The 23,103-nt window shown below is 45.1% G+C and carries 23 protein-coding genes; 15 read left to right on the forward strand and 8 right to left on the reverse strand.

Annotated features, from left to right (window positions below; genetic code table 11):
- Nucleotides 1-188 precede the first annotated feature (188 nt).
- The 4 genes from ACHZBG_RS02870 to ACHZBG_RS02885 form a co-directional block, all read right to left on the reverse strand.
- A complete protein-coding gene (locus tag ACHZBG_RS02870) occupies nt 189-1,550 on the reverse strand; it encodes an MATE family efflux transporter (protein WP_320127937.1) in 1,362 nt (453 codons plus the stop codon).
- A 94-nt stretch (nt 1,551-1,644) separates the two neighbouring features.
- The gene (locus ACHZBG_RS02875) at nt 1,645-2,436 is read right to left on the reverse strand and encodes an ATP-binding cassette domain-containing protein (protein WP_320127938.1); all 792 of its coding nucleotides are present in this window, start codon (nt 2,434-2,436) and stop codon (nt 1,645-1,647) included.
- Nucleotides 2,436-3,383, reverse strand: a complete 948-nt coding sequence (locus ACHZBG_RS02880) for an ABC transporter permease (protein WP_320127939.1) — start codon at nt 3,381-3,383, stop codon at nt 2,436-2,438. Before ACHZBG_RS02880 ends, ACHZBG_RS02875 begins: the two co-directional genes overlap by 1 nt.
- A gap of 63 nt (nt 3,384-3,446) precedes the next feature.
- On the reverse strand, nt 3,447-4,448 hold the full coding sequence (locus tag ACHZBG_RS02885; RefSeq protein WP_320127940.1) for an ABC transporter substrate-binding protein: 1,002 nt from the start codon (nt 4,446-4,448) through the stop codon (nt 3,447-3,449).
- Nucleotides 4,449-4,665: 217 nt separating this feature from the next.
- Between ACHZBG_RS02885 and ACHZBG_RS02890 the strand changes: the two genes are divergently transcribed.
- Nucleotides 4,666-5,721 (forward strand): Gfo/Idh/MocA family oxidoreductase, encoded by a 1,056-nt coding sequence (locus ACHZBG_RS02890; protein ID WP_320127941.1) that lies wholly within the window; start codon nt 4,666-4,668, stop codon nt 5,719-5,721.
- 66 nt (nt 5,722-5,787) lie between these two features.
- On the opposite strand, the gene ACHZBG_RS02895 is transcribed toward ACHZBG_RS02890, so the two are convergent.
- Nucleotides 5,788-6,786, reverse strand: a complete 999-nt coding sequence (locus tag ACHZBG_RS02895; RefSeq protein WP_320127942.1) for an ABC transporter substrate-binding protein — start codon at nt 6,784-6,786, stop codon at nt 5,788-5,790.
- A gap of 195 nt (nt 6,787-6,981) precedes the next feature.
- Entirely contained in the window at nt 6,982-7,248 is a 267-nt protein-coding gene (locus ACHZBG_RS02900; protein WP_320127943.1) for a hypothetical protein, read from the reverse strand.
- A 136-nt stretch (nt 7,249-7,384) separates the two neighbouring features.
- Between ACHZBG_RS02900 and ACHZBG_RS02905 the strand changes: the two genes are divergently transcribed.
- From ACHZBG_RS02905 to ACHZBG_RS02940, 8 genes are all read left to right on the forward strand, one after another.
- Complete coding sequence (locus ACHZBG_RS02905; protein WP_320127944.1) at nt 7,385-8,413, forward strand: 4-hydroxythreonine-4-phosphate dehydrogenase PdxA; 1,029 nt, start codon at nt 7,385-7,387, stop codon at nt 8,411-8,413.
- A 16-nt stretch (nt 8,414-8,429) separates the two neighbouring features.
- Nucleotides 8,430-9,617: a hypothetical protein gene (locus tag ACHZBG_RS02910; protein WP_320127945.1), complete on the forward strand. Its 1,188-nt coding sequence runs from the start codon at nt 8,430-8,432 to the stop codon at nt 9,615-9,617.
- A gap of 3 nt (nt 9,618-9,620) precedes the next feature.
- Entirely contained in the window at nt 9,621-10,166 is a 546-nt protein-coding gene (locus ACHZBG_RS02915; RefSeq protein ID WP_320127946.1) for a cob(I)yrinic acid a,c-diamide adenosyltransferase, read from the forward strand.
- 100 nt (nt 10,167-10,266) lie between these two features.
- Entirely contained in the window at nt 10,267-10,902 is a 636-nt protein-coding gene (locus ACHZBG_RS02920; protein ID WP_320127947.1) for a CpsB/CapC family capsule biosynthesis tyrosine phosphatase, read from the forward strand.
- Between the two features lie 48 nt (nt 10,903-10,950).
- Nucleotides 10,951-12,198, forward strand: a complete 1,248-nt coding sequence (locus ACHZBG_RS02925; RefSeq protein ID WP_320127948.1) for an AAA family ATPase — start codon at nt 10,951-10,953, stop codon at nt 12,196-12,198.
- Nucleotides 12,199-12,200: 2 nt separating this feature from the next.
- Entirely contained in the window at nt 12,201-12,842 is a 642-nt protein-coding gene (locus ACHZBG_RS02930) for an RloB domain-containing protein (protein ID WP_320127949.1), read from the forward strand.
- A 7-nt stretch (nt 12,843-12,849) separates the two neighbouring features.
- Nucleotides 12,850-13,737: a helix-turn-helix transcriptional regulator gene (locus ACHZBG_RS02935; protein ID WP_320127950.1), complete on the forward strand. Its 888-nt coding sequence runs from the start codon at nt 12,850-12,852 to the stop codon at nt 13,735-13,737.
- A gap of 13 nt (nt 13,738-13,750) precedes the next feature.
- The gene (locus tag ACHZBG_RS02940) at nt 13,751-14,590 is read left to right on the forward strand and encodes an alpha/beta fold hydrolase (protein ID WP_320127951.1); all 840 of its coding nucleotides are present in this window, start codon (nt 13,751-13,753) and stop codon (nt 14,588-14,590) included.
- Here ACHZBG_RS02940 and ACHZBG_RS02945 read toward each other — a convergent pair.
- Nucleotides 14,576-15,817 carry a hypothetical protein gene (locus ACHZBG_RS02945; RefSeq protein ID WP_320127952.1) on the reverse strand — a complete coding sequence of 414 codons (1,242 nt, stop codon included), beginning with the start codon at nt 15,815-15,817 and terminating at the stop codon, nt 14,576-14,578. The two genes, ACHZBG_RS02940 and ACHZBG_RS02945, sit on opposite strands and share 15 nt — an antisense overlap.
- Before the next feature lie 107 nt (nt 15,818-15,924).
- Here ACHZBG_RS02945 and gltX point away from each other — a divergent pair, with 107 nt between their 5' ends.
- Genes gltX through ACHZBG_RS02975 form a run of 6 tightly spaced genes read left to right on the forward strand, consistent with a single transcriptional unit; the run spans nt 15,925 to nt 22,508 of the window.
- A complete protein-coding gene (gene gltX, locus ACHZBG_RS02950) occupies nt 15,925-17,409 on the forward strand; it encodes a glutamate--tRNA ligase (protein WP_320127953.1) in 1,485 nt (494 codons plus the stop codon).
- Between the two features lies 1 nt (nt 17,410).
- Nucleotides 17,411-18,736, forward strand: coding sequence for a glycine--tRNA ligase (locus ACHZBG_RS02955; RefSeq protein ID WP_320127954.1), 1,326 nt, complete (start codon nt 17,411-17,413; stop codon nt 18,734-18,736).
- A gap of 11 nt (nt 18,737-18,747) precedes the next feature.
- On the forward strand, nt 18,748-20,004 hold the full coding sequence (gene tyrS / locus ACHZBG_RS02960) for a tyrosine--tRNA ligase (protein ID WP_320127955.1): 1,257 nt from the start codon (nt 18,748-18,750) through the stop codon (nt 20,002-20,004).
- A 29-nt stretch (nt 20,005-20,033) separates the two neighbouring features.
- A complete protein-coding gene (locus ACHZBG_RS02965; protein WP_320127956.1) occupies nt 20,034-21,011 on the forward strand; it encodes an ABC transporter substrate-binding protein in 978 nt (325 codons plus the stop codon).
- A gap of 10 nt (nt 21,012-21,021) precedes the next feature.
- Entirely contained in the window at nt 21,022-21,813 is a 792-nt protein-coding gene (locus tag ACHZBG_RS02970; protein ID WP_320127957.1) for an ABC transporter permease subunit, read from the forward strand.
- Nucleotides 21,795-22,508 carry an ABC transporter ATP-binding protein gene (locus ACHZBG_RS02975; RefSeq protein WP_320127958.1) on the forward strand — a complete coding sequence of 238 codons (714 nt, stop codon included), beginning with the start codon at nt 21,795-21,797 and terminating at the stop codon, nt 22,506-22,508. The genes ACHZBG_RS02970 and ACHZBG_RS02975 overlap by 19 nt, the downstream gene beginning before the upstream one ends.
- On the opposite strand, the gene ACHZBG_RS02980 is transcribed toward ACHZBG_RS02975, so the two are convergent.
- Nucleotides 22,505-22,885, reverse strand: coding sequence for a desulfoferrodoxin family protein (locus ACHZBG_RS02980; RefSeq protein ID WP_320127959.1), 381 nt, complete (start codon nt 22,883-22,885; stop codon nt 22,505-22,507). The two genes, ACHZBG_RS02975 and ACHZBG_RS02980, sit on opposite strands and share 4 nt — an antisense overlap.
- Nucleotides 22,886-23,103: the final 218 nt, after the last annotated feature.

A 23,103-nucleotide genomic window follows, 5' to 3' on the forward strand; every position in this document is an offset into this window, starting at 1 on the left:
AGGAGTAGAATAATCACATATTGTGGTGAATATGTATTCGTGCTCGAGCACATCCATAAATAGTATTGAACGAGTTTTTATATTTGTAAATAAGATATTTGATTTATTTTCTATGATTTTGTGGTAATTTTTACTTTATTACCGGCAGCCACGAGAAGAATACCATGAGAATTATTCGTCTGAGAGGCTTATATGACTCTTTTTGTTTTCCATTTTCCCCGTACAAAACGGATAATGAAACAGATGGAACGGAATATCCAATCAATATACATGCCATACCAAACCCCCATGAGCCCCATTCCCATATAGAGGGCGAGCAAATAACTCATGCCTACGCGGAATATCCACATGCTGAACATGGAAACGATCATGGTATATTTCGCATCCCCTGCGGCTCTGAGAAAATTGGGGACGGTAAAGGCTGTTGGCCAGATCAGTATAGAGGCGACCATACAAGTTTTGATGACGCTGCTTGCCAAGACTGTCGCCTCAGCGGATAGATTGAATATACTGACAATCTGAGGAGCAAAAAAGAAGACTGGCACAACAATAATGCCCATTGCAAAATAGGTAAAACCCAGGAGTTTCTTTGAATAATGGACAGCTTGGTCATATTGTTTACCCCCTACGCATTGACCGATGACGGTTATGGACGCCAATCCAAGGGCATTTCCAGGAATATTGGCGAAGGAACCGACTGAGTTGGCAATGGCATTTGCGGCAAGGGAGACAGTACCAAAGGATGCGGTGATTCCCTGTACCAAAAGCTTTCCAATTTGAAAAACGCTTCCTTCTATTCCATTGGGAACACCGATTCTGAGTATTCTCTTGATCATCTCGAAGTGCCATTCGAATTTCCAGAGTTTATAGACGAAAATACTATTTTTCCTGTTGCTGATCAGTACGAGCATCACCAGAGCCCCTATGATTCTGCTTAACATGGTTGCCAAGCCTGCACCGACGACTCCCAGACCCAATCCAAAGATGAAATAACCATTTCCGCCGATATTGATGATATTCATGAGTACACTTACGGCCAAAGACACCTTACTGTTTCCCATGGATCGGAACAAAGCGGCACAGGAGTTGTAAATTGCCAAAAAGGGGATGGATATCAATATAAAGAGGAAATAGACAACGGAATTATCCATGACATCCGCATCTATGGAACCGAATATCACCTTGATTATATTTGAGCGAAGAGGGAGACATATTGTCATGAGTACCAAGGACACCATGATGGAAAGTATGAGCAGTTGCTTGGCGGCAATATTTGCCGAGGCATTATCCTTTTGCCCCAGATACTGACTTGATACTACTGCTCCTCCTGTTGCAAAGGACGCAAATACCTGGACGATAAGGAGCGTTATGGAGTCAACAAGGCTTATGGCACTTACTGCAGCTTCGCCTGAGGAGGCAACCATGACAGTATCTGCCATACCAATGGTAACGGCAAGGAATTGCTCGATGATAAGAGGCACGATAAGTTTTGCTAGATAGGCAGGGGTAAATAAAGGTTCTCCGATAAAGGAGGTAGTATGTGATTTCACGAAACAATTTTCCTTTCGGTCATCTTAGGGAGCGTTTACAAAAAAGGCAAGGGGTTTGACTCCCCTTGCCACAATTGTAGATTCTTTCAGGGCCTTACTCTGTGGTAAGCAGTCCTTCATCATTGGTAAAATCCTTCTTTTTGATATCCTTGAACAATTTTACCAATTTTGCGACAGTGAGTTTTTTCTTTTCCTCACCGCTGACATCCAAAATTATGGTTCCTTCATCCATCATGATCAGTCTATTGCCAAAGTCGATGGCAAATTGCATGTTGTGGGTTACCATCAGTGCTGTAAGTCCATATTCGTGGATGAATTTTTCCGTAAGATTCATGACAATCTGGGCATTCCGGGGATCCAGGGCAGCTGTATGTTCGTCCAGCAGGAGCATTTTGGGCTTGCTCATGACGGTCATGAGGAGAGTGAGGGCTTGTCGTTGGCCTCCTGAAAGCAATCCTACATTATCCTTGAGCCTGTCTTGCATCCCTATCGGTTCAAGCAGTTTCTTGAACTCTTCCCTGCGATCATTGTTCAAGCTTATCTTGAAACTCTTCATACCTTTTGTAGCGGCAGTGATCATATTATCCTCGATGGACATGTTTGCCGCAGTGCCTTTTGTTGGATCCTGAAAGATTCGTCCAATGGTCATGGCTCGTTTGTATTCAGGGCTGTTCGTTACATTCTTCCCGTCAAGGATGATTTCTCCGCTGGTAACGGGAAAGGTACCGCAGATTAGATTGAAAAGAGTGCTTTTCCCTGAACCATTCGATCCAACGACGCATATGATATCACCTTTATTGACATGGAGGTTCACGTCGTCAAGGGCAAGTTTTTCATTTACGGTTCCCGGATAGAAAACCTTGGTCATGTTCGTAATATCAAGCATTAGTTTGCCTCCTTGGTTTCGGCTTCCTGTCTGGCAACCCTGCGTGCAATTGCCTTTTTCTTTGCCCCCTTGGAAGAAGCCACAGTTCTGGTTTGGGCGATGAATAGCGATGAAATGACCAGAATGCCAGTAAGAAGCTTGAAATCATTGGGAGTGATATGGATGAGATATCCGTATTTACGGCCAAAGAACATGAGGGCCTTGTACATGATTGCACCAAGTATTGCCCTGAGGGTCAACAGGGAAATTCTGTTGGTGGAAAAAAGAAATTCTCCCAGCATGATGGCTGCCAATCCCTGGACGACCATTCCCTGTCCAAGATTGGCATCGGCAAACCCTTGATACTGGGCAAGCAAGCCTCCGGAAAGGGCAATCAGGCCATTGGAAAGTCCAAGACCCAGCAATTTGAGGACTTTGGGGTTGATGCCTTGGCTGATAACCATCTGCTCATTGCCGCCCAAGGCTCCCAAGGCAACTCCGAGGTCTGTCCTGAAAAAGATATCGATGAGAACTTTTACGAAAAGGACTACCAGCAAGGTTCCGAGAAGCGAAGCCCATTCTGAAGGAATAAAAGAAAAGATATGAGGAAGTTTCGTATACATGGTCTCTACTCTGAGCAAGGGAATGTTTGCCTTGTTTCCAAGAATACGTAAATTGATGGAATAGAGCATCGTCATGGTGAGAATACCGGCAAGAAGCCCTGGAATCTTGAGTTTGTTATGAATGGCCGCGGTGACCATACCTGCAAGGACTCCTGCCAGGAATGAGAAAAACAAGGCAAGGTAAATTGGCCAGCCATGTATGATGAACATGGTTGTAACAGCAGCCCCGGTCGCAACGGAACCATCACAGGTGAGATCTGCAATGTCCAGGATGCGAAAAGAAATCAGAATGCCGATGGCCATCAAGGAAAAAATCAAACCATCTACGAAAATTCCTTCTATCATGTAAAACCCCTTAAACAGAAAAACCGCCGGGCTTATGGACCGGCGGTGATTGAAAATACCAATTTATTTCTGGATGATTTTCTTGCCGTCTTTGATAAGCACCGCTGCAGTGTCTTGCAGTGACTGGGGAATAGTATATCCAAGCTTCTTGGCGGTATCAAGGTTAAACCACAATTCAAAATCAGCAGGATCGGTAAGATATACTGTACCGATTGATTTCGGACTCTCACCCTTGATTGCTTTTTCTACGACTTTTCCGGTTGCAACACCGATGCTGTAATAGTTGAATCCCCAGGCGATCATGCAGTTAAGGCCATCTATTCCAGAAGGATCGGCACAGAGAAGAGTCTTTCCGGCCTTGGTACAAACATCGTCGACCGAAGCAAGTGCGCTGATAACCGCATTGTCGGTTGCCACATAGATTGCATCAACCCGTCCGATGATCGATTGCGTAGCCATTTTGACTTCACTGGAATTGCTGATAGCGGCACTGACAAATTCAACCCCAAGGTTTTCGCAGGCTTTTTTAGCCATTTCCATCAGTACGACACCGTTTGCTTCGCCGGAAGCATAGATGTTTCCGACAGTTTTAGCCCCGGTGATCTGAACCAAGAGTTTTATCTGGGCTTCAACAGGGTTGCTGTCAGAGACACCGCAGATGTTGTCTGCAACAAGTCCTGCTTCAACAGGATCTGTTACGGCACTATAGACGACAGGCGTAGTATCGAATACGTTTGCCAAAGCCTGGGCAGAAGGAGTGGCAATACCGACGGCTACATCGACTTTGTCGCTCTTGAATTTCTGGGCAATGGAAGCCGCTGTCGAAATGTCTCCGTTTGCGTTCTGAAGGTCGTAGGAAACGTCAAGGCCGGTAGTTGCAAGATAATCTTGCATACCTTTTTCTGCTGCATCAAGGGCAGGGTGGGCCAAAAGTTTGGAAACGCCTATCTTATAAGAAGGAGTACCGGAAGCAGGGGCTTCAACAGTACCGTTTGCAAAGGCCGGCAGAACCAGGGCTACGATCATGGCAAGCAACAGGATTGTAGTGCGAACTGAGTGTTTCATGTGATTTTCCTCCAATCGTGGAATCCTTTCGTTTTGCGAAACTATAATCGCTAATTTACCATTTGTAAATCGTTTATGCAACACAATGAATAATAATTCATTGCTTATGCATGATAAGACTGGTGGTTTTCCTGGTTTTGCATTGAGTATTGTCCAGTACTATTTGCAAAAGACCTTTGCCTTGGCTATTATAGTGTAATTAAGGAAGGGGATTTGGATGGAGACGAAGCATTCTTATGGATTTGGAATTATTGGCTTAGGGTCGATTGCTGTTACGCATGCACAGGCAATTGCAAAGGCAAAAAATTGTACACTGGTATCAGGTTACCATGCGAATCAGGACCGTGCCGAGAAATTCTGCATGGAATATGGGATCAAGGCCTATTCTGATCTTGACCAATTTCTTTCGGATCCGAACCTTGATGTAGTGGTTGTGGCAACTCCTTCCGGTATGCATCTTGAAGCAACCCTTGCTGCCATAAAACACCATAAGCATGTCATTGTGGAAAAACCGCTGGAAGTCACTACCCTGCGATGTGACCAGATAATTGAAGCGGCCAGACGCGAGGGCGTCAAGGTCGAAGGTATTTTTCAATCACGTTATTACGGAGCTGCCAAAGTACTGAAAAAGGCAATTGATGAGGGCCGTTTCGGTAAAATTACTCTTATGGATGCCCAGTTCAAATGGTTCAGGAGTCAAGCCTATTATGATAGTGGAGCTTGGCGTGGTACCTGGCAATATGATGGGGGCGGAGTTTTTATGAACCAGGGGATACATGCGGTTGATTTGCTTCAATGGTTTGGAGGCGCAGTTTCAGAAGTTTCTGGTTCCATTGCTACCCTGACTCATGAACGGATTGAGGTTGAGGACACTGCTGTAGCGACGCTGCGGTTTGCAAACGGAGCTTTGGGCATAATTGAGGGAACCACTGGCTCCTATCCGGGTTTTCTCAAGCGCATTGAGATTTGTGGTTCCCTGGGAAGTGCCATTCTGGAAGAAGATAGCCTTCTTGCCTGGAAATTCCTGGAAGAACAGGAAGAAGATAGTAGTATCCGTGAGCAATTTGGCAAAAAGAATGGCTCGAATATCGATGCCAGCAAACCCAGTGGATTGGATCCCAGTGGGCATTGTACCTTGTTTGAGAATTTTGCTCTTGCGCTGGAAACTGGAAGTGAGCCGGATATCTCAGGAGAAGAGGCCAAGAAATCTGTGAGGATCATCGAGGCAATTTACAAGAGTGCCAAAGAAAGAAGACAGATTTCACTTTCTTGAATAACAGTGGGAATACAGAAAAAACCGCTATTTGGCGGTTTTCCTGTTTCCTATCCAGTTAGAATTTCATTTGGCGACTTGATGTTTCTCACCGTCCTGGATGAGGACAGAAGCCTTGGCAAGGAGGTCATCGCTAATGGTTATTCCCAGTTTCTTGGCATTGTCAAGATTGAACCAGAGTTCAAATTGGGTAGGATCATTGAAGAAGATGGCTCCGATATCCTTGGGTTTCTCTCCCTTTATGATCCTTTCCACCACCTTGCCGGTCTCTACTCCGACCGTGTAGTAATTAAAGCCCCAGCTCATGAGGAAATCAATTTTTTCACTGCTCGTCGTATCAGTATTGAAAAGTGGTACTCCTTCTTTTAGGCAAACTTCACTGACACTGGTAATTGCACTTACCACGGTGTTGTCTATGGCGATATACATGGCATCAACGCGATCTACGATGGATAAGGCAGCCATTTTTACTTCACTCGAATTGCTGATTGCCGCTGCGACGAATTGTACTCCGTCTTCCTCGCAGATTTTTTTTGCCAATTCCATCATTGCCACCCCGTTGGCTTCGCTGCTGGTATAGATCATACCTAGTCTTTTCGGTTTCACGATGGAGAAATAGGTCTCCAATTGCAACTTTACAGGATTCAAGTCGGAAATACCACAAACATTGGTATCTTCTGTCTTGTCATAGTTGGCAACCAATCCTGCTGCAAGAGGATCGGTGATAGCCCCGAAAACAACCGGGATATCCTTAAAAACCTGGGCCAAGGCCTGGGCCGGGGGAGTTGCGATTCCAATTACCAGATCCTTGTTGTCACTTTTGAATTTCTGTGCAATGGCTACAGCAGTGGATATTTCTGCATTGCAGTTTTGTTTATCATAGGTTATGGGAAGACCTGTGGTTGCCAGATAGTCCTGTATACCTTGTTCAATGGCATCCAGGGCAGGATGTGATACCATCTTGGAAATTCCGATATTTGTAGTGATTGGCTTTGCCTCGGTATTTGGTTGGGCAAAAAGCATTGCCGGTAATAAAAGAAGTGCGAGTAACAGCGTTTTTTTCATGGAAAGGCTCCTTATGATGATGTTACTATAAACAGAAACATCATGAATGGCAAGTATCTTTGTATAGAAACATAATTTTTATGGATTTTTGGTTTTCAAGAATATGATGGTATGAAAAATAAAACAGCCCCCTTGAATGAGGAGGCTGCGTAACTACGTACAAACTGCTAATTGAGGCTTGTCAAGAAAACTTTTTTATAATTCTTCGTCTGAATCATCAAATTCATCGTCGTCGAAGAATTCATCTTCAAAGGATTCATCTCCATCAACCATAAATCCATCGTCGAGGAGTTCATCGTCTTCCTCGTCTTCAAGGATATCATCGTCGTCATCGGTAAATCCAATTACTTCCGGTGCATCTATTTCATCACCAAGAAATTCATCCTCATCGTCTTCAAGGTTATTGAAATAACGATTTTCTTCATCCTCAAGATCTTCATCGTCGTCACGGTATTTAGCCATGCAAGTACTCCTCCCCAATCAACTGCTACTACAACTAACAACATAAAAGAAGCCATATCACTTGTCAATTGGTTTACAACAGTTCGTTGATGCATACTTACTGGACAGCCCTTGTGAGCGTTGGTATGATGCATCTATGAGTAAACCACTTATGTACTTCTTGGTACCAATGGGAGACCCTGCGGGTGTCGGACCGGAAATAGTTTTGAAGGTTTTGGCCCAACTGGATTTTCCCGAGAATGTTGCACTGATTTTCGTCGCAGATAGACCGCTTCTGGAGCTTACTGCATCACGCCTCGGGCTTTCTTTTGCTTTTGATTCCATCATTACCTCCGATTTGGCCCTGGAAGTTGCAATGCAAAGACAGGACAGGACCATCCTCTATTCCCTGCCTCTTGTTGATCTTTCCTCTTTTTCCTTTGGAACGATCAGTGCAGATTGCGGACGGGCTGCCTATCGGTCGGTTGAAAAATGTGTATCCTTGATAATGTCTGGTCTGGGACAGGCCATTGTAACCCCTCCCTTGCATAAGGAGGCACTCAAGCTTGCCAAAGTTCCGTATATAGGATATACGGAAATATTGTCGGCCCTCAGTGGATCTGCGCAGGCTGTAACAATGTTTGATACCTTGGGGATGAAGATATTCTTTCACTCCCGTCATCTCTCTCTTATTGAAGCATGCAAGGCCGTAACCTATGAAACGATACTCAAGACAATCCTGCAGTGCAATGAAATCAGCACCTCTTCCCTTGCTTTCAATAATAATCTTCCCCTTGCAATTGCAGGTTTGAACCCACATTGTGGGGAGCATGGTTTGTTCGGCAACGAGGAACAGGAGGCAATTGCCCCCGCCGTGGAAAAGGCCAGGGAAATGGGAGTGGCCATAGAGGGGCCCATTGGTGCCGATTCAGTTTTTTACCAAACCAGGATGGGCCGGTACCGGGCGGTAATTTCACTGTATCATGACCAGGGACATATTGCGGCCAAGACCTTGGATTTCAACCAGACGGTTTCCATTACCTGGTCCCTTCCATTTTTGAGAACCAGTGTTGATCATGGAACTGCCTTCGATATTGCTGGAAAGGGAATAGCTGATCCCCAGGGAATGGCTCGTGCCATTGCTGTTGCCTCTGAATATGCATATTCGCGCGATACATATAAATAAAGAAAGGGAAATGAAAATGAAAAAAAAGATTGCAGCGTTCTTTGGCATAATTGCATTGGCTGCCTTATTGACCTCTTGTGTGACCACTCTGACCGTAAAGCATCTCATCCCAGGTGAGGTTGATCTGAGCAATTACCGGACTATTGCCGTTGCCTCTACTGGTACCTATAAATTTTCTCCAGACTTTTCCTTGACTTCCTGGGTGCGAGGGAGTGCGGATAATCTATATACCTTGACTTCAGGGTACCATTCAGACCTCTCTGAAAAAGTAGCCGCAATGGCTACCAATGACTTGGTCTCCTCCTTGGGAGAAACTGGTTATTTTACTATTCTCAATCCTAAGATCACCGATGCCTATATTGCAATTGGACAGGGTGGCGACGATGCCATATCTCTTTTGAAGGCCAAGGGAGTCAATGCAATCCTGACCAGTTCCATCAGCTACATGGATTGCCAGGAAAACATCTATTCCAGGGATGTAAGCAAATGGGTGACCGAAGTGGACCCGAATGATGCAACCAAGATGGTTTCCCATGAAAGAATAGTTGAGCGGCATTATTACCTCAGGCAGGATGCCACGGTAACTTTCAGTCTCACCTTGATGGATATCAATACCAAGCAAATTGTCGTAGCTCGTTCCTATACTTCCAAAAATTCCGACGATACGTTGATAGGAAGGCGTATATATGTTGATAATCCCGCAAAATCCAACTCTCCTTCCTATTCTGATGAACGTTCATATTCCTATGGGTTTGCCCCATCTTTCGTGCCCTTGTTCGACAAGATGCTCTCATCGTTCCAGTCTGGTATCAAAACCTTGATGGCGCCCTCGTTGGAAGTTTCGTATCTTACGCTTATGTCCAATAAACCAAAAAATAACTTTGCAAAGAATGGCTACAAGTTGGTTGAGTCAGGATCCTTGCAGGCAGCTTATGGCTTGTTCCTTAATCTTTGGGACCAGGATCGTCATGTACCCAGTGGCTATAATGGAGCTCTTGTCCTGGAGGCTTTGGGAAATTTGCACGATTCCATTGACTTGATGCAGGAAGTATATGATTACAGTCATAATCAAGATTGCTATACGCAACTTGTCAGAATGAAGACTGCCTTGGCGCAGCAAGGACAAGCTGAAAAACAGATCTCAGGAGATTCCTCCTCACAAGATACCTACATAACAAAAACCCAACTGATTACTATGGAGTAATATATGCAAGGAACAGGAAAACCCTTGATTTTGGTATATACAGGGAATGGAAAAGGAAAAACCACTGCTGCCATGGGGCAGTTGATGAGAGCACTTGGACATGGGGCAAGGTGTGCTGTTGTCCAATTCATCAAGGATGATCCTGCGAAACTCGATTCAGGTGAATATCATACTGCACAGGTTTTAGGTGTTACCTGGAAGAACTATGGATGTGGATTTACCTGGATAGGGGACAATAACGAAAAGAATGCACAGCTTGCTTTCAAAGGTTGGGAGCAAGTCAAGCGGTGGATATCAACGGGAGCCTTCGATATGATTATCCTGGATGAATTCACCTATACACTCTCCTTGGGTTATCTTGATACTGAGCAGATTTGTCTTTGGTTGGAAGATCATAAAGGCAAGAAAGACTTTCCTCATCTGGTAATTACAGGAAGGGATGCTCCTGAAAAATTGCTTTCGATTGCTGACATGGTCAGTGAAATCCAAGAAATAAAGCACCATATGACCACCGAGGGGCATAAACCCCAACCACTTATTGAATTTTAGGCTATCAAACATGAATGATAGCCTAATTTGTAAGTTAGTTATCTTTTTTCTTCCCCTATTTGACTATTCTGGATATAATCTCAGGTAGGAGTTATGCACAATGGGAATTTGTGACTTGCATTGTCATCTGTTGCCTGCAATCGATGATGGTTATGTTCCGCGGGAAAGTTTTGAGCGAATGCTGGGTTTGTATCAGGAAAGTGGGGTGAATTCCATTGCCTTTACCCCACATGTTTACAACCCCTATGTTACGACAAACATTGCCATGATAAGAGATACGTTTCAATGGGCTTCCGCTCTTGCAAGCGAAAAGGGTATGAAAACCTATCTTGGAAGTGAATTGTTTGTAGGGACCCAGGAAGTTTTGAAGGGTATTGCCATTGATCGCCGGTTTTTTTTAGTGGAATTTGGTCTTAGTCTTCCTCCTGGCAATCTTTTGCCAAGACTTGGAGTGCTTGCCAATTCTGGTTATACCTTGATCATAGCGCATATTGAACGATATGTATGGCTTACTCCCGAAGACCCGGTGATTGCACAGTTTCAGAAACTTGGTTGCCTGATTCAAGTGAACGTTGAGGCAGTGGAGAGTGGTAAGGCCTTGCCGTATTTGCAAGCAGGTCTTGTTGATTTGATTGCTACGGATAATCATGGGGATGAAACCCTTCCGATTCGATTGATGGAAGCTCTGGGAAATTGGCCTTTGGTGTACCGAAAAATGGAACAAATGGGTCTTTGATATAGAGTATGGATATTTACCCCATGGGGGTGATTAAGGAGGTGGCTTATGCTACTGGATATGACCATTGCGAACTTCAAGTCCGTGAAGTCCCCCCAAACAATTTCGTTTGAGGCTATCAAGGACAATAGGTTTTCTGAATCAAAGGTGGTCGAAGTCAACGCCAAGTTAAGGTTGATAAAGACTGCTGCGATTGTGGGGCCTAATGGTGCAGGAAAAAGCACGTTTGTCAGAGCTCTTGAAGTTTTGAAAGGTGTCGTGCTTGCTCCCGAGGGTACCGAGAATCCATTGTTGATGCTTGCCGGTACTTCGTTTGCCTATTCTGAAACGAAGGGCCAACCTGCTACGATAATCATCAGGGTCTTGCTTGATCGGGGTGATGAGCTCAAGGATGCCGAGATTGCCCAGTATACCTTGGTTGCGGATCGGGAGAAGATACATGAGGAATCCCTCTATTATATTTTGGGCAGATCCAAGAAGCTGATGTTTGAACGTAAACTTGAGGAAGCTCCATTGCTTGGGGAAGTAGGTGAACTCACCTATAAATATCGTTGGGGCAAAATGTATCGAGGTGAGAAAAAGCGTCTCGTACATAAAGTTGACGAAAAACACACCTATCTGGCCGCTTCCCGGAACAAAGGAAGTGAGACCACTGGTCCCCTCTATACTTGGATCGAACAATCGTTGCATTTGTTGCCGATGGGAGTCTCCAATGTTTCAGAGAAATACCTGATTCAGCAATTGAGTGAGCATCCCCAGTGGGTGACCCAACTTATCAATTTCCTTTGGAGTGTCGATATCACCGATATTCGTGATATCCGGATAAAAGATGACAGATTGATTTTTGTTCATACCAATGTAACCCAGCATTATGCATCTTTTTTCTCTTTGGAAAGTTTGAGTCTCAGGCGTCTGTGTCTCATGGGAGTTGCTTTCTTTGAAAGTTTTATCAAGCCACGTACGTTGGTAATTGATGATTTTGGAATGCTCTTGCATCCATATGTTCTTGCCCATATCGTGGAAATCTTTGAAAGCTGCAATACGGGGTATGGTTCCCAGATGCTAGCCGTTGACTGCAATCCTTCTCTTTTGCGTCCAGGACTATTGAGACGTGATGGTGTTTATTTCGCCGAAAAGGATAGTGAAAGCGCTACGGTCTATTTCAGTTTGGCGAACTTTAAATATTCACGAAGCAAGGATCGTACACAATCACAGTATATGAATGGATCCTTCGGAGCCCTGCCTATTCTTTCGGAATTTTGCTTCGTTGACGAAGACAAGGACAAGGAGGTCTGACCATGGCACGAAAAAGAATCAAGGACGAGCCGCGCAGGACTATCCTCATCGTAACTGCAACGGAAGCAGAGGCCCTCTATTTCTCGCAAATGCGTAAGGATTGTCGATTTTCCAACATGACCGTGCAATGGGTTGAAACCTTCAAGGATCTTTCAAATTTGATTACCATTGCCTCTCATATGCGAAACAGTGGTAATTTCTCCAGTGTATGGGTGCTTTTTGGCCTCTCCAACCTGGAAATTTCACCTACTCAGGTAAAGGAGTTGATTCCGTTTGCCACCAAGAAGAAGGTCAAGCTTGCTTGGACAAATCCTTCATTCCCCCTGTGGTATCTGCTGCATTTGCAATCTCCTCGGGGATTTGTCTCTGATGCCAGTGTTATCAACAAGGCTTTGGTCAGTCCTTTGGGAGGATTTTCGGATGATGCCAACTATTTATTGACCGATGGCTTGAACTTGCATCTGAAGCTCTATCCCTACAAAGCCAAGGCTGCAGTCAACGCGAGCGATTATAACAGTCTGGTTGAAGGTAAGCTTGGTTTGGCGGCTACCAACCTTATAACCTTATTCAACGATATAACCGATGTTTGCGGACTTGCCGATCTTACTCATAACCAAAAGCAACTCGGCATGAAAAAAAGCTGAGGAAAGTGTGAATGGTGTAACGCTTCTTATCTATATGCTTGCTTTTGCCTTGGGTTGCATGACCTTGGCCTTGGCAATCGTATATTGTATTCAAAGTCCTCATACTTGGACCAAGTATTTTATTGTGTGCCATGCATCCCTTTTGGGATGCATGATGCTCTTGGCCTTGCAACTTATCTCGCAACTCTTTCTTTCAGGTACGGCATCCATGGTTGTTGGTTATGTCATCGGGGGCGTAATCATAGCAGATGTAACCTTCTTGACGGTGTTTATTCCGTATTTTACTACGTGGGTGATAGCCCAGCCTTGGAGAAATCCTTATAAAGCCCTGTTCTTTTGCCTGGCTGCCGTATATTTTACCTGTGGAGTGCTCAATTCCATTTTTGCACTGAAGATCCTCTCTGATATCGCGATTTTGATATTCGTATTTGTCGTGGGGTTCTGTTTGATCGTCATGTTGAAAAATCTCAATTCCGTCGAGGATAAACGTGCACGGGCTACCTGCATTGCAACTATCATTGTCAGTGCGACGATGTTGCCTGCCATTATATTGTCCCTATTCTATCCACCGATCAAGCCCTTGATGTATGGTATTTATTTTTTGGCCTTTTCCATAACCATCCTGACATTTTTATTTATGGAATTTATCGGGAAAAATAGAGAAATACTCCATGCACATAAGGACTTGACTCTTTTGGATCTTGAATCCTATCACATTACTGAACGGGAGTTCGGAATCATACAACTTATCAGCAAGGGTTTGACAAACAAAGAGATTGCCAGCGAACTGAGCATCAGTGCAAATACGGTAAATAATCATGTGGCCAATATTTTTTCCAAGACAAAGGTGCGTAGCAGGATTGATTTGCTGAATCTGCTTAAGCAGCCTTGGTAAGGAGCGATGAAGTATGTCGATAAACTATGAGGTTCCTGATTGGACAAAAAATCATTATCAGGACAAAGGTTCCGTTCGTAAGTGTGCACGTCCCTGGAAGATGGTACACAAGACGAAAGCTGCAAAAGCTGTGCTTTGCTGCCATGGCTATACGGGATATCCAGGAGAGCTGGTAAGGCCAGGCAGAGACCTCTATGAAGTCGGCTTTGACGTCTATGCCGTTCGATATCCCGGACATGGGACGACCGGCGAGGACTTTCTGAAAAGTAAGGCAGAGGATTGGATTGGTACCGCGTACGATGCCTATTCCCAATTGAAGGATATGTACGGGCAAGTGTATCTTGTAGGCCATTCCATGGGAGGGGCTATCGCAACTATCCTCGCTGATGCCTTTGATGCCAAACGATTGGCTCTTCTTGCCCCGGCGCTTGTCATTCCGTCCCTTCCTGTATTGCAGGTGCGATTTCTCCGCCATTTTGTAAAAAGAATGAAAAAGGAATGGAAGAGAGATCCCTTGTATAGTTTCTACTACGAGGGTGATGAGGATGATGATGCTTTTCTTGGAAGTGAGTATTGGTCCTTCACGTTCCCCTCGGGTGTATGGGAGCTTGAACGAGTGAGAAGACAAGCCGTCGCCTGTATCGAACACTTGAAAGCTGACACGCTCTCAGTAAGTGGCGGTCTGGATAATGCCATTCCTCAGGAAGCTTCTCTGTTGGTTGTGCAAAAGCCTCTCGGCAAGAACAAGCATCTTCATATTCCTACAGCAACTCATTTGCTCCCCTATGATAAAGACAAGGCAGCACAGGATGAGGCGATGAAAGCTGTTGTAGATTGGCTAGTGGGTGAGTGAAGCAACGACTGAATCTTTTCCTGTTATATAATCTGCAAGGGTTTGCTCGATCAGGATGTCTGGTTGGAGTGAACCCTTCAATTTTTTATCCATGACAAAGTGCCTTGTAGAATAATAGAGGGTATTGCCACTGTTTTCGAGTTTTTTAGTCTTCAACTCCCCAAAATGATTCACGCTTCCGCCGGTGGGTGTTCCTACAAGGGTGCAATCAGTCCTTTGCTTGAATTGGACGGCATTCATGAGGGCCGAAGAAAAGGTGCCTCCTGCAATGAGTACATACAGATTGCAGGTTTGTTTTTTCTGAAGTGTGGCAATTGTATCTATCAGTGGTTCCAACAGTGCCGAGTTCCCTCCACCATTGAACCGTAGGTCAAATAATACGTTGGCAGGTTTCTCTGTTTTGAGAAAGTTTGTGACCTCAGCGATGAATTGCTTGATTGGATAATCCTTGTCATCGGTGCAGGAGTTATATTGCACAAACAGGGTGTTCTTGTCGATTGAGAAATATCGATACGCTTTTCCATCGGGGTAGGTTAAGGGCACGTTTTGTGATTTCAGGGTCGCAAAGCTATCCTTTTGAAGGTCTTTGCTTAAAATTGCTTGTACGGAAAGATTGGTGCCTTCCTTTGTTTTCAGCAAAAGCGGTTCTCCTTGTTTCGCAAGACCTGCAAAAATAAGTGCCAAGGGAAGATTCATGAGATTTACGACCGATTTATAAAGCCAAGCCTCGTTGTCATGACTTACGAGAAGGGAAAGCTCTGTTTCAATCTTTTCCATAGGGTAGCCATTTATGGAAGCAATTTCCTCTCCGAGATGAGCTTCGTTGGTTTTATCGATGGCACCAAGATAATAATGTCCGTCAAATCTGGAAAAACCTACCGGGAAAATTTCCAGGTTTTCCTGTAGTTTTTGTGACATCCCGATATTGGTGTGGCTATCTCCTAGTTTTGAAAGGAGGCTTCGCATTGCAAAGTATTGCGTTGCGCTGTCTGTTTCACTGTAGGTATCACCCAACGAGGTAGCCAAGGCCCTGAACTCTTGTCTGTTGATTTGGGAATAGGGGTTGGGATGTTTTGCTTCGAGTGTGTTTACAATGGTCGTCAGGTCCTCTGCAAAAGGAGAGTTCTTTCCTTGGTAAGGAGTGATTCTTGTGCACGACATAATGGTACAAGTCAGAAATACCAATATAAAGGTCAGTAACAGGGAAGAGGTTGGTTTGGTTTTCATTTTTTCTAGAATATATGATTGCCAAAACCTCTTCAAGCCAGATACTCCGTTGTTGCTATAATCCTGTTTTTACGGTACAACAGTACCATTGAGAGGAGTAAATCCTGATGGAAGTCCGAGTTCGTTATGCCCCTTCCCCAACCGGTTTGCAACATATCGGTGGTGTTAGGACGGCTTTGTTCAATTATTTCTTTGCCCGAGCAAACGGGGGAAAGTTCATTTTGCGTGTTGAGGATACCGACAGAGATCGGTATAGCGACGAGTCTCTCCAGGATTTGTATGATACACTTTCCTGGTTGGGCATTGCCTGGGACGAAGGTCCTGTGGTAGGTGGCCCTTGTGGTCCATATGTCCAGAGCGAACGGTTTGAGCTATATCGAAAATATGCCGAACAGTTGGTTGCCGATGGGAAAGCCTATTACTGTTTTTGTTCCAGTGAAAGACTTGAGCAAGTACGTAATGAGCAACAAGTGTCAAAGAGCGAACAGCAAGGTTATGACCGACATTGTCGCAATCTTACCGATGAGCAACGTGCTGAATATATAAAGCAAGGTATTAGGCCGGTCATTCGTCTCAAGGTACCCATGGAAGGCAAGACTACGTTCCATGATGTCCTGATGGGCGATATAACCCGCAGAAACAGGGACGTAAGTCCTGATCCAATCTTGCTTAAAAGCGATGGGTTTCCTACCTATCATCTTGCAAATGTAATTGATGACCACTTGATGGGCATTACCCATATCATGAGGGCCCAGGAATGGATTCCTTCAGCGCCCTTGCATATTTTGCTCTATGAAGCGTTTGGTTGGGATCCTCCTGTGTATTGCCATCTTCCGATGGTAATGGGCAAGGATGGCCAGAAGCTTTCCAAGCGGCATGGTTCGACCTCTGTTCGGGATTTCAGGGAGAAAGGGTATCTACCCGAAGCTCTCATGAACTATGTCAGTCTGGTTGGATGGTCCTATGATGGACAGCGGGAATTCTTTAGCAAGGAAGAATTGGAACAGGTCTTTTGTCTGGAGAAGATAAATAAGGCTCCCGGAATATTTGACTACAAGAAACTTGACTGGTTCAATGGCCAATATATCAGGCAAAAGAGTGATGCAGAGCTTTTACCTCTATTATTGCCTTATTTGGAGAAAGCGGGCTTTGTAACCTTGCCGTTGGACGATAGCCATGCACAATTGCTGGCAACCTTGGTTCCCGTAGTGAAGGAACGATTGAAAGTTCTTTCTGATGTCGTGGATTTGTCACGGTTCTTGTTTGAGGAGCCGGTTTATGCCGGAGCCCAGGTTTTCTGTGGTAAAGGGGTGGATATTCCCACGACCTACAAAGCTTTGGATCAGGCCTATGCGCTTCTTCGAAGTGGCCTTGAAGAGGGAAGGGAAGATACTATCCTCGAGACAGAGATAGCCGATTTGGCAGGTCTGCTGGAAATCAAGGTCAATGGTGTGTTTATGCCTATCAGGGTGGCCATCACCGGTAGTTCGGTGAGCCTTCCTTTGTTTGATTCAATCCACCTGCTTGGGCAGGACAAAACGTTTGCAAGAATTGAAAATGCATTGGCAATACTGAAAAGTGAGGTACGGTAAGATGGCAGAAGTGACAATGGACAAGATTGTATCCCTATGTAAGCGTCGTGGTTTTATTTTCCAGTCAAGCGAGATTTATGGTGGCTTGAACGGTGCTTATGATTACGGTCCGCTTGGTGTCCAGCTGAAGAATAATATCCGTGATTTCTGGTGGAAGGAAATGACCCAGCTCCATGACGGTATTGTCGGTCTCGATGCCTCCATCCTTATGCACCCCCGGGTATGGGAAGCGAGCGGTCACGTTTCGAACTTCACTGACCCAATGGTCGATTGCAAGCAATGCAAGGCTCGTTTCAGGGCAGATCAGATTGATCTCAATGGTGCCTGTCCTACCTGTGGTGCCAAGGGTAGTTTTACTGAACCCCGGAATTTCAATTTAATGTTCTCAACCCATATCGGCGCCAATGCCGACGCAGGCTCCACGCTGTATCTCCGTCCCGAGACGGCCCAGGGCATCTATGTCGACTTCAAGAATGTCGTGCAGTCGAGCAGGGTGAAGATTCCCTTTGGTATTGCCCAGATCGGAAAATCCTTTCGTAATGAGATTACTACCAAAAACTTCATTTTCCGTTCATGTGAATTTGAACAGATGGAGATGCAATGGTTCTGCAAACCTGGTACCGATGAAGAATGGTTCCCCTATTGGAGGGAACAAAGAATGGCTTTCTATGGCAAGATGGGAATAAAGATGGAAAACCTGCGCTGGCACCAGCACGGTCCTGATGAACTTGCTTTCTATGCAAAGGATGCCTATGATATCCAGTTCCTCTTCCCCATGGGGTGGCAGGAGTTGGAAGGCGTGCACAGCAGAACCGACTATGATCTTACCCAGCACCAGACTTTCAGTGGCAAGGAGATGAATTACCTCGATCCGGAAACCAATGAGCGATTCATCCCCTATGTCGTAGAGACTTCCGCTGGTTTGACCAGAAATGTCTTGATGGCTCTCAGCGATGCGTATGATGAACAGGAACTGGAAGGTGGCGATATCCGCACAGTGCTCCATTTCCATCCACGGCTTGCTCCTATAACTGTTGCTGTTTTGCCCTTGGTGAAAAAAGATGGCATCGGTGAGTTTGCCAATACCCTTGAGCACCAGTTGCGTGAAGATTTCTCGACTTTCTTTGACCAAAGCGGTGCAATCGGACGACGATATCGCAGAATGGACGAGATCGGAACTCCTTATTGCGTGACTGTTGACTATGATACGCTCAAGGACAATACCGTAACGTTACGTTTCCGTGATTCCATGGAACAGCAACGCGTAGCTATCACTGATCTTGTTGCCGCCATCAATCAGGCAACGAAAGATTACAAACGTATCTAGGGGGAATTAGAATGAATCAGGCTCTCCAAACCTTGGTCGATCGGGGCTTTGTCAAGCAATGTACTGATCTTGAAGCACTCAGTGACCTCATGGACAAAGAGAAAGTATCGTTTTATGCCGGAGTCGACCCTACAGGGAAATCTCTTCATATAGGTCATATGGTTCCTTTTTTTGCCATGCATCATCTTCAGTTGGCTGGTCATAATCCGGTTGCGTTGGTTGGTGGTGGTACTGCAATGATCGGGGATCCTTCAGGAAAGACTGAGCTGAGAAAGATGCTCACCCCAGAGCAGGTTGCCCAGAACTGTATTTCCCTGAAGGCCCAGCTCGGTACTGTACTCGATTTCAGTGAGAATCCTGAAGATGGTATGGGAAAAGCTGTGATGCGCAATAATGCCGATTGGCTTTCTTCCCTGAATTATATTGATTTCCTTCGGGATATCGGTCGTCATTTCTCGGTAAACCGTATGCTTACGTTTGAGTCGTATAAACAACGGCTTGAAAGAGGTCTTTCGTTCATTGAGTTCAATTATCAGTTGTTGCAATCCTTTGACTTCTTGACTCTGTATAGAAACGAAGGTTGTCGTCTCCAGATTGGAGGGGACGACCAATGGGGAAATATTGTTGCAGGAATTGAGTTGATCCGAAAGGTCGAAGGGGCCGAGTGCTATGGCCTTACCTTCAACCTGATCACCCGAGCTGATGGACACAAGATGGGCAAGAGCGAAAAGGGTGCGGTTTTCCTTGATCCAACGCTCTTTTCCCCTTACGACTTCTATCAATACTGGCGTAACGTAAATGATGCGGATGTAATACGATTCCTTAAGCTTTTTACCTTCCTTCCTCTCGAGGAAATTGCTGGATATGAGAAAGCAGGGGTCAATATCAACGAGGCGAAAGAAAGACTTGCCTATGAGCAGACTAAAATCATCCATGGCGAAGAAGAGGCCGAAAAGGCCCGCACTGCTGCCACTGCGATGTTTGGTGGGACAGCTCATAGTGTAGAGAGCCGTGACGGTATGCCTTCAAGAGAGATGCTTCGGTCTGAACTTGAGAAGGGTGTTCCCGTACTTGAGCTGTTTGCAAGCACTGACTTGGCCGCAACCAACAGTGATGCAAGACGATTGGTTCAAGGTGGTGGGGCCTGGATAAACGATGTTAAGATTGAGGACGTGAAAGCCCTTGTCGATAGTTCCTACCTTGATGAGCATGATGAGTTGCTCCTCAGGGCCGGAAAGAAACGCTATTACCGAATTATCATAAAATAATTCGATAGTAAGCAAAAGGGAGTTGAGTAATGAAAAAAGTAGTAGGGTTCTTAACTATTGCATTGGTTGCCTTGACGGTAGCCAGTGCCCAACCTATGTATGAGCAGCGTCTTGCAAATGAGCCTGTACAGGCAAATATTGCGGTAATGGCAGGTCCGACAGGATTTTCTTCCGTAGCTCTTTCTTTTGACGAAGGCAAGATAAATGATTCTGTCGTGGCAAACCTGACAGTTTATCCTTCTCCCAATGAAGTCATTGCCCGTCTAGCCAATGGCGAGCTTGATTTTGCCTGTCTTCCAACCAATGTTGCCGCAAACATGTATAACAAGGGTGTCAAGGTCAAGATTGCCGCAGTTGTCGGTAATGGGATGCTCAGCGTTCTTTGCAGTGATGGCTCCGTGTCTGACTATACTGGTTTGTTGGGGAAGAGTGTGAATATACCTGATGTCGGGAGTACCCCTGATCAACTTGCAAAACTTCTGCTCATGAAGGCGGGGCTTGAGGCAGGAAAGGATGTAGTCCTTGATTATTCTGTTGCTTCTCCCATCCAGATAGCCCAGATGCTTATCGCCGGAAAGATTTCCCTTGCAATGCTGCCCCAGCCTTTTGTTTCGATGGTAATGGCCAAGAATCCCAAGATTAAAATTGTTGCTGATATTCAGGAATTGTATTCCAAGGTTGCGGGTGTCGATAATTACCCGATGTCCGTGTTTGTCGTGACTGACAAATTTGTCCAGGCTTACCCACTTGCCACCCAGTCAATACTTGACGCCTACAAGGCTTCGGTTGCATGGGTAAATGCCAATCCTGCAGAAGCAGGGCAGGCTATTGAGAAGATCGGAATCATGAAGGCTGCCTTGGCTACTCCGGCCATTCCCTATTGTAATCTGGTCTATGTTTCTTCACAGGAAGCAAAACCGCAGGTGCAGGCATATTTCAAATCCCTGTATTCCTTCAGTCCTGCTTCCATAGGAGGTTCCATGCCTTCTGACGACCTATATCTGTAGTAGGTAGCCGATGAACTATCGGACGAAGCGACATCTGGTTGTATTTTGTACCTCCTTGGTTTTGCTATTGGTATGGCAATTGGGAGCGATGGTGCTTGATAGCCAGATTTTGCTTCCCGAAGTTGGTCCAGTCGTCTCTGCCTTGTTCACTTTGGCAAAAGCCTCTCCATTTCCCTTGCATGTTGGGTATACCGTAGCAAGGGCCTTGGAGAGTTTTTTTATTATATTGATCAGTGCAACGGTTCTTGGCATTCTTGCAGGAAGAAGCCCTTTTTTTTCCATGGTTGCCAAACCTGTGGTGACTGTTTTGAAAGCTGTTCCTGTCATGAGTATCATACTGCTGGCATTTATCTGGTTCAGCAGCGGGGTCGTTCCCCTTTTTTCAGCCTTCCTCATGGGATTTCCGGTGATGTTTGTCCAAATCGAGCAAGGTTTCTTGCATATGGACAAGAATTTGGAGCAAATGTGCGATCTCTATGACTTCTCTCCATCCTTGAAGATTCGCTACTTTGTTATTCCCTCCTTGGTTCCTTCCTTCGTCACCGGAGCTCGTACCACTCTTTCAATGGTGTGGAAAGTAGTCATTGCTGCCGAGGTACTGACTGTCCCTCGCTATGGCGTTGGAGCCCAGATGCACTTGGCCCAAGTCCAACTTGAAACAGAGAATGTACTTTCCTGGACTTTGATTGCAATTTTACTGACAGCCTTGGGTGATATTGCCTTTGATGGTTTGGTAATCCTGCTGGGGAAATTGAAGAAATACCAGGATGTTCGGAGGTTGCCATGCGATATAGGGAAGTAACGAAGAATTATGGGGAAAATTGTGTATTCAACCATTTTTCCTTGGATATAAAGCCCAATACGATCATGGCCATTGTAGGTCCTTCCGGTAAGGGAAAAACCACTTTATTGCAAATGGCCTCAGGACTTCTGCTTCCTGATGAGGGAGAAGTACTGAAAGAGGCTACCGAGGTTGGGTCTGTAAGTTATTTGTTTCAGGAGCCGCGTCTCTTGCCTCAATGTACGGTATTCTCAAATGTGGAGCTAGCTCTTCATTCGGCCTATCCTCATGCAAGTGAGAGAGCTTCATTAGCCATGCATTATCTGGACTTGGTAGGGTTGCATGAGTATATCGGGTATTATCCCAGTCAGTTATCCGGAGGAATGCGTCAGAGGGTTGCCATTGCCCGTTCCTTTGCCCATCCTTCCCATCTTGTCCTTATGGATGAGCCTTTTCAGAGCCTGGATATCAAACTACGGTATAATTTGCTTAATTCTTTTGTTGCCCTATGGAATGAAAGTCCTCGCACGACAATTTTTGTTACCCATGATCCTATGGAAGCTGTTCTGGTAGGCGATGGGATCTGCTGTCTGGGAAAGAGCGAAAAACCGGAGATGCTTCTAAAAATAAATATTCCCCGCAAAGCGAGGAATATCAGCGATCCAGAATTACTGGGTTATGAGGCCCAGTTGGTTGAAGCCTTGATCAAGGATTAAAGTTTCGTTTCCCAAAGTCCATGCAAGTTGCAATACGCATATACGGCAACTGGCTTATCACTGTCAACAGTAAACGTTACATGAGGTTTGCCATCAATGGCAAGGTTCTTTCTTTGTCCACCATGTTCTGTCTGGAGATATACCCAGCTGATATGGTGTTCCTTTGTCATTGGATGGTCTACAGAACCTACATTGACGATAATTTTATCTCCTTCAACAGTTACGGCAGGCAAATGTTTTTCTTTTGCCGCATCAACTGTATTGGCTTCAATCAGGATCATTTCTTCACCACAGCAAGAAATCGCAGGACCATGGTCCTCTACTTTTGCGACAATGTTTCCACAATGCTTACAGATATAGAATTGTTGCTCTTTCATGGTTAACTCCTTGTTTATATAATACTGTAAAATCCTCATATCGCATAGTTAAATTCCTAAAAGGAGTTTTTTGAAAATCGTTCAATAAAAAACAATCCGTTGAAAAAGTACTCAAACCTCTAGGCATACTTCCTTTTTTACAACGGTGTATCCGTAAGCCCAGAAGTTCTTCTTCCGGGGATTCTGCAACCAGTTCATTGACAACAAGTAATGATCAG

The sequence above is a fragment of the uncultured Sphaerochaeta sp. genome, from assembly GCF_963676625.2.
Classification (GTDB): Bacteria; Spirochaetota; Spirochaetia; order Sphaerochaetales; family Sphaerochaetaceae; genus Sphaerochaeta.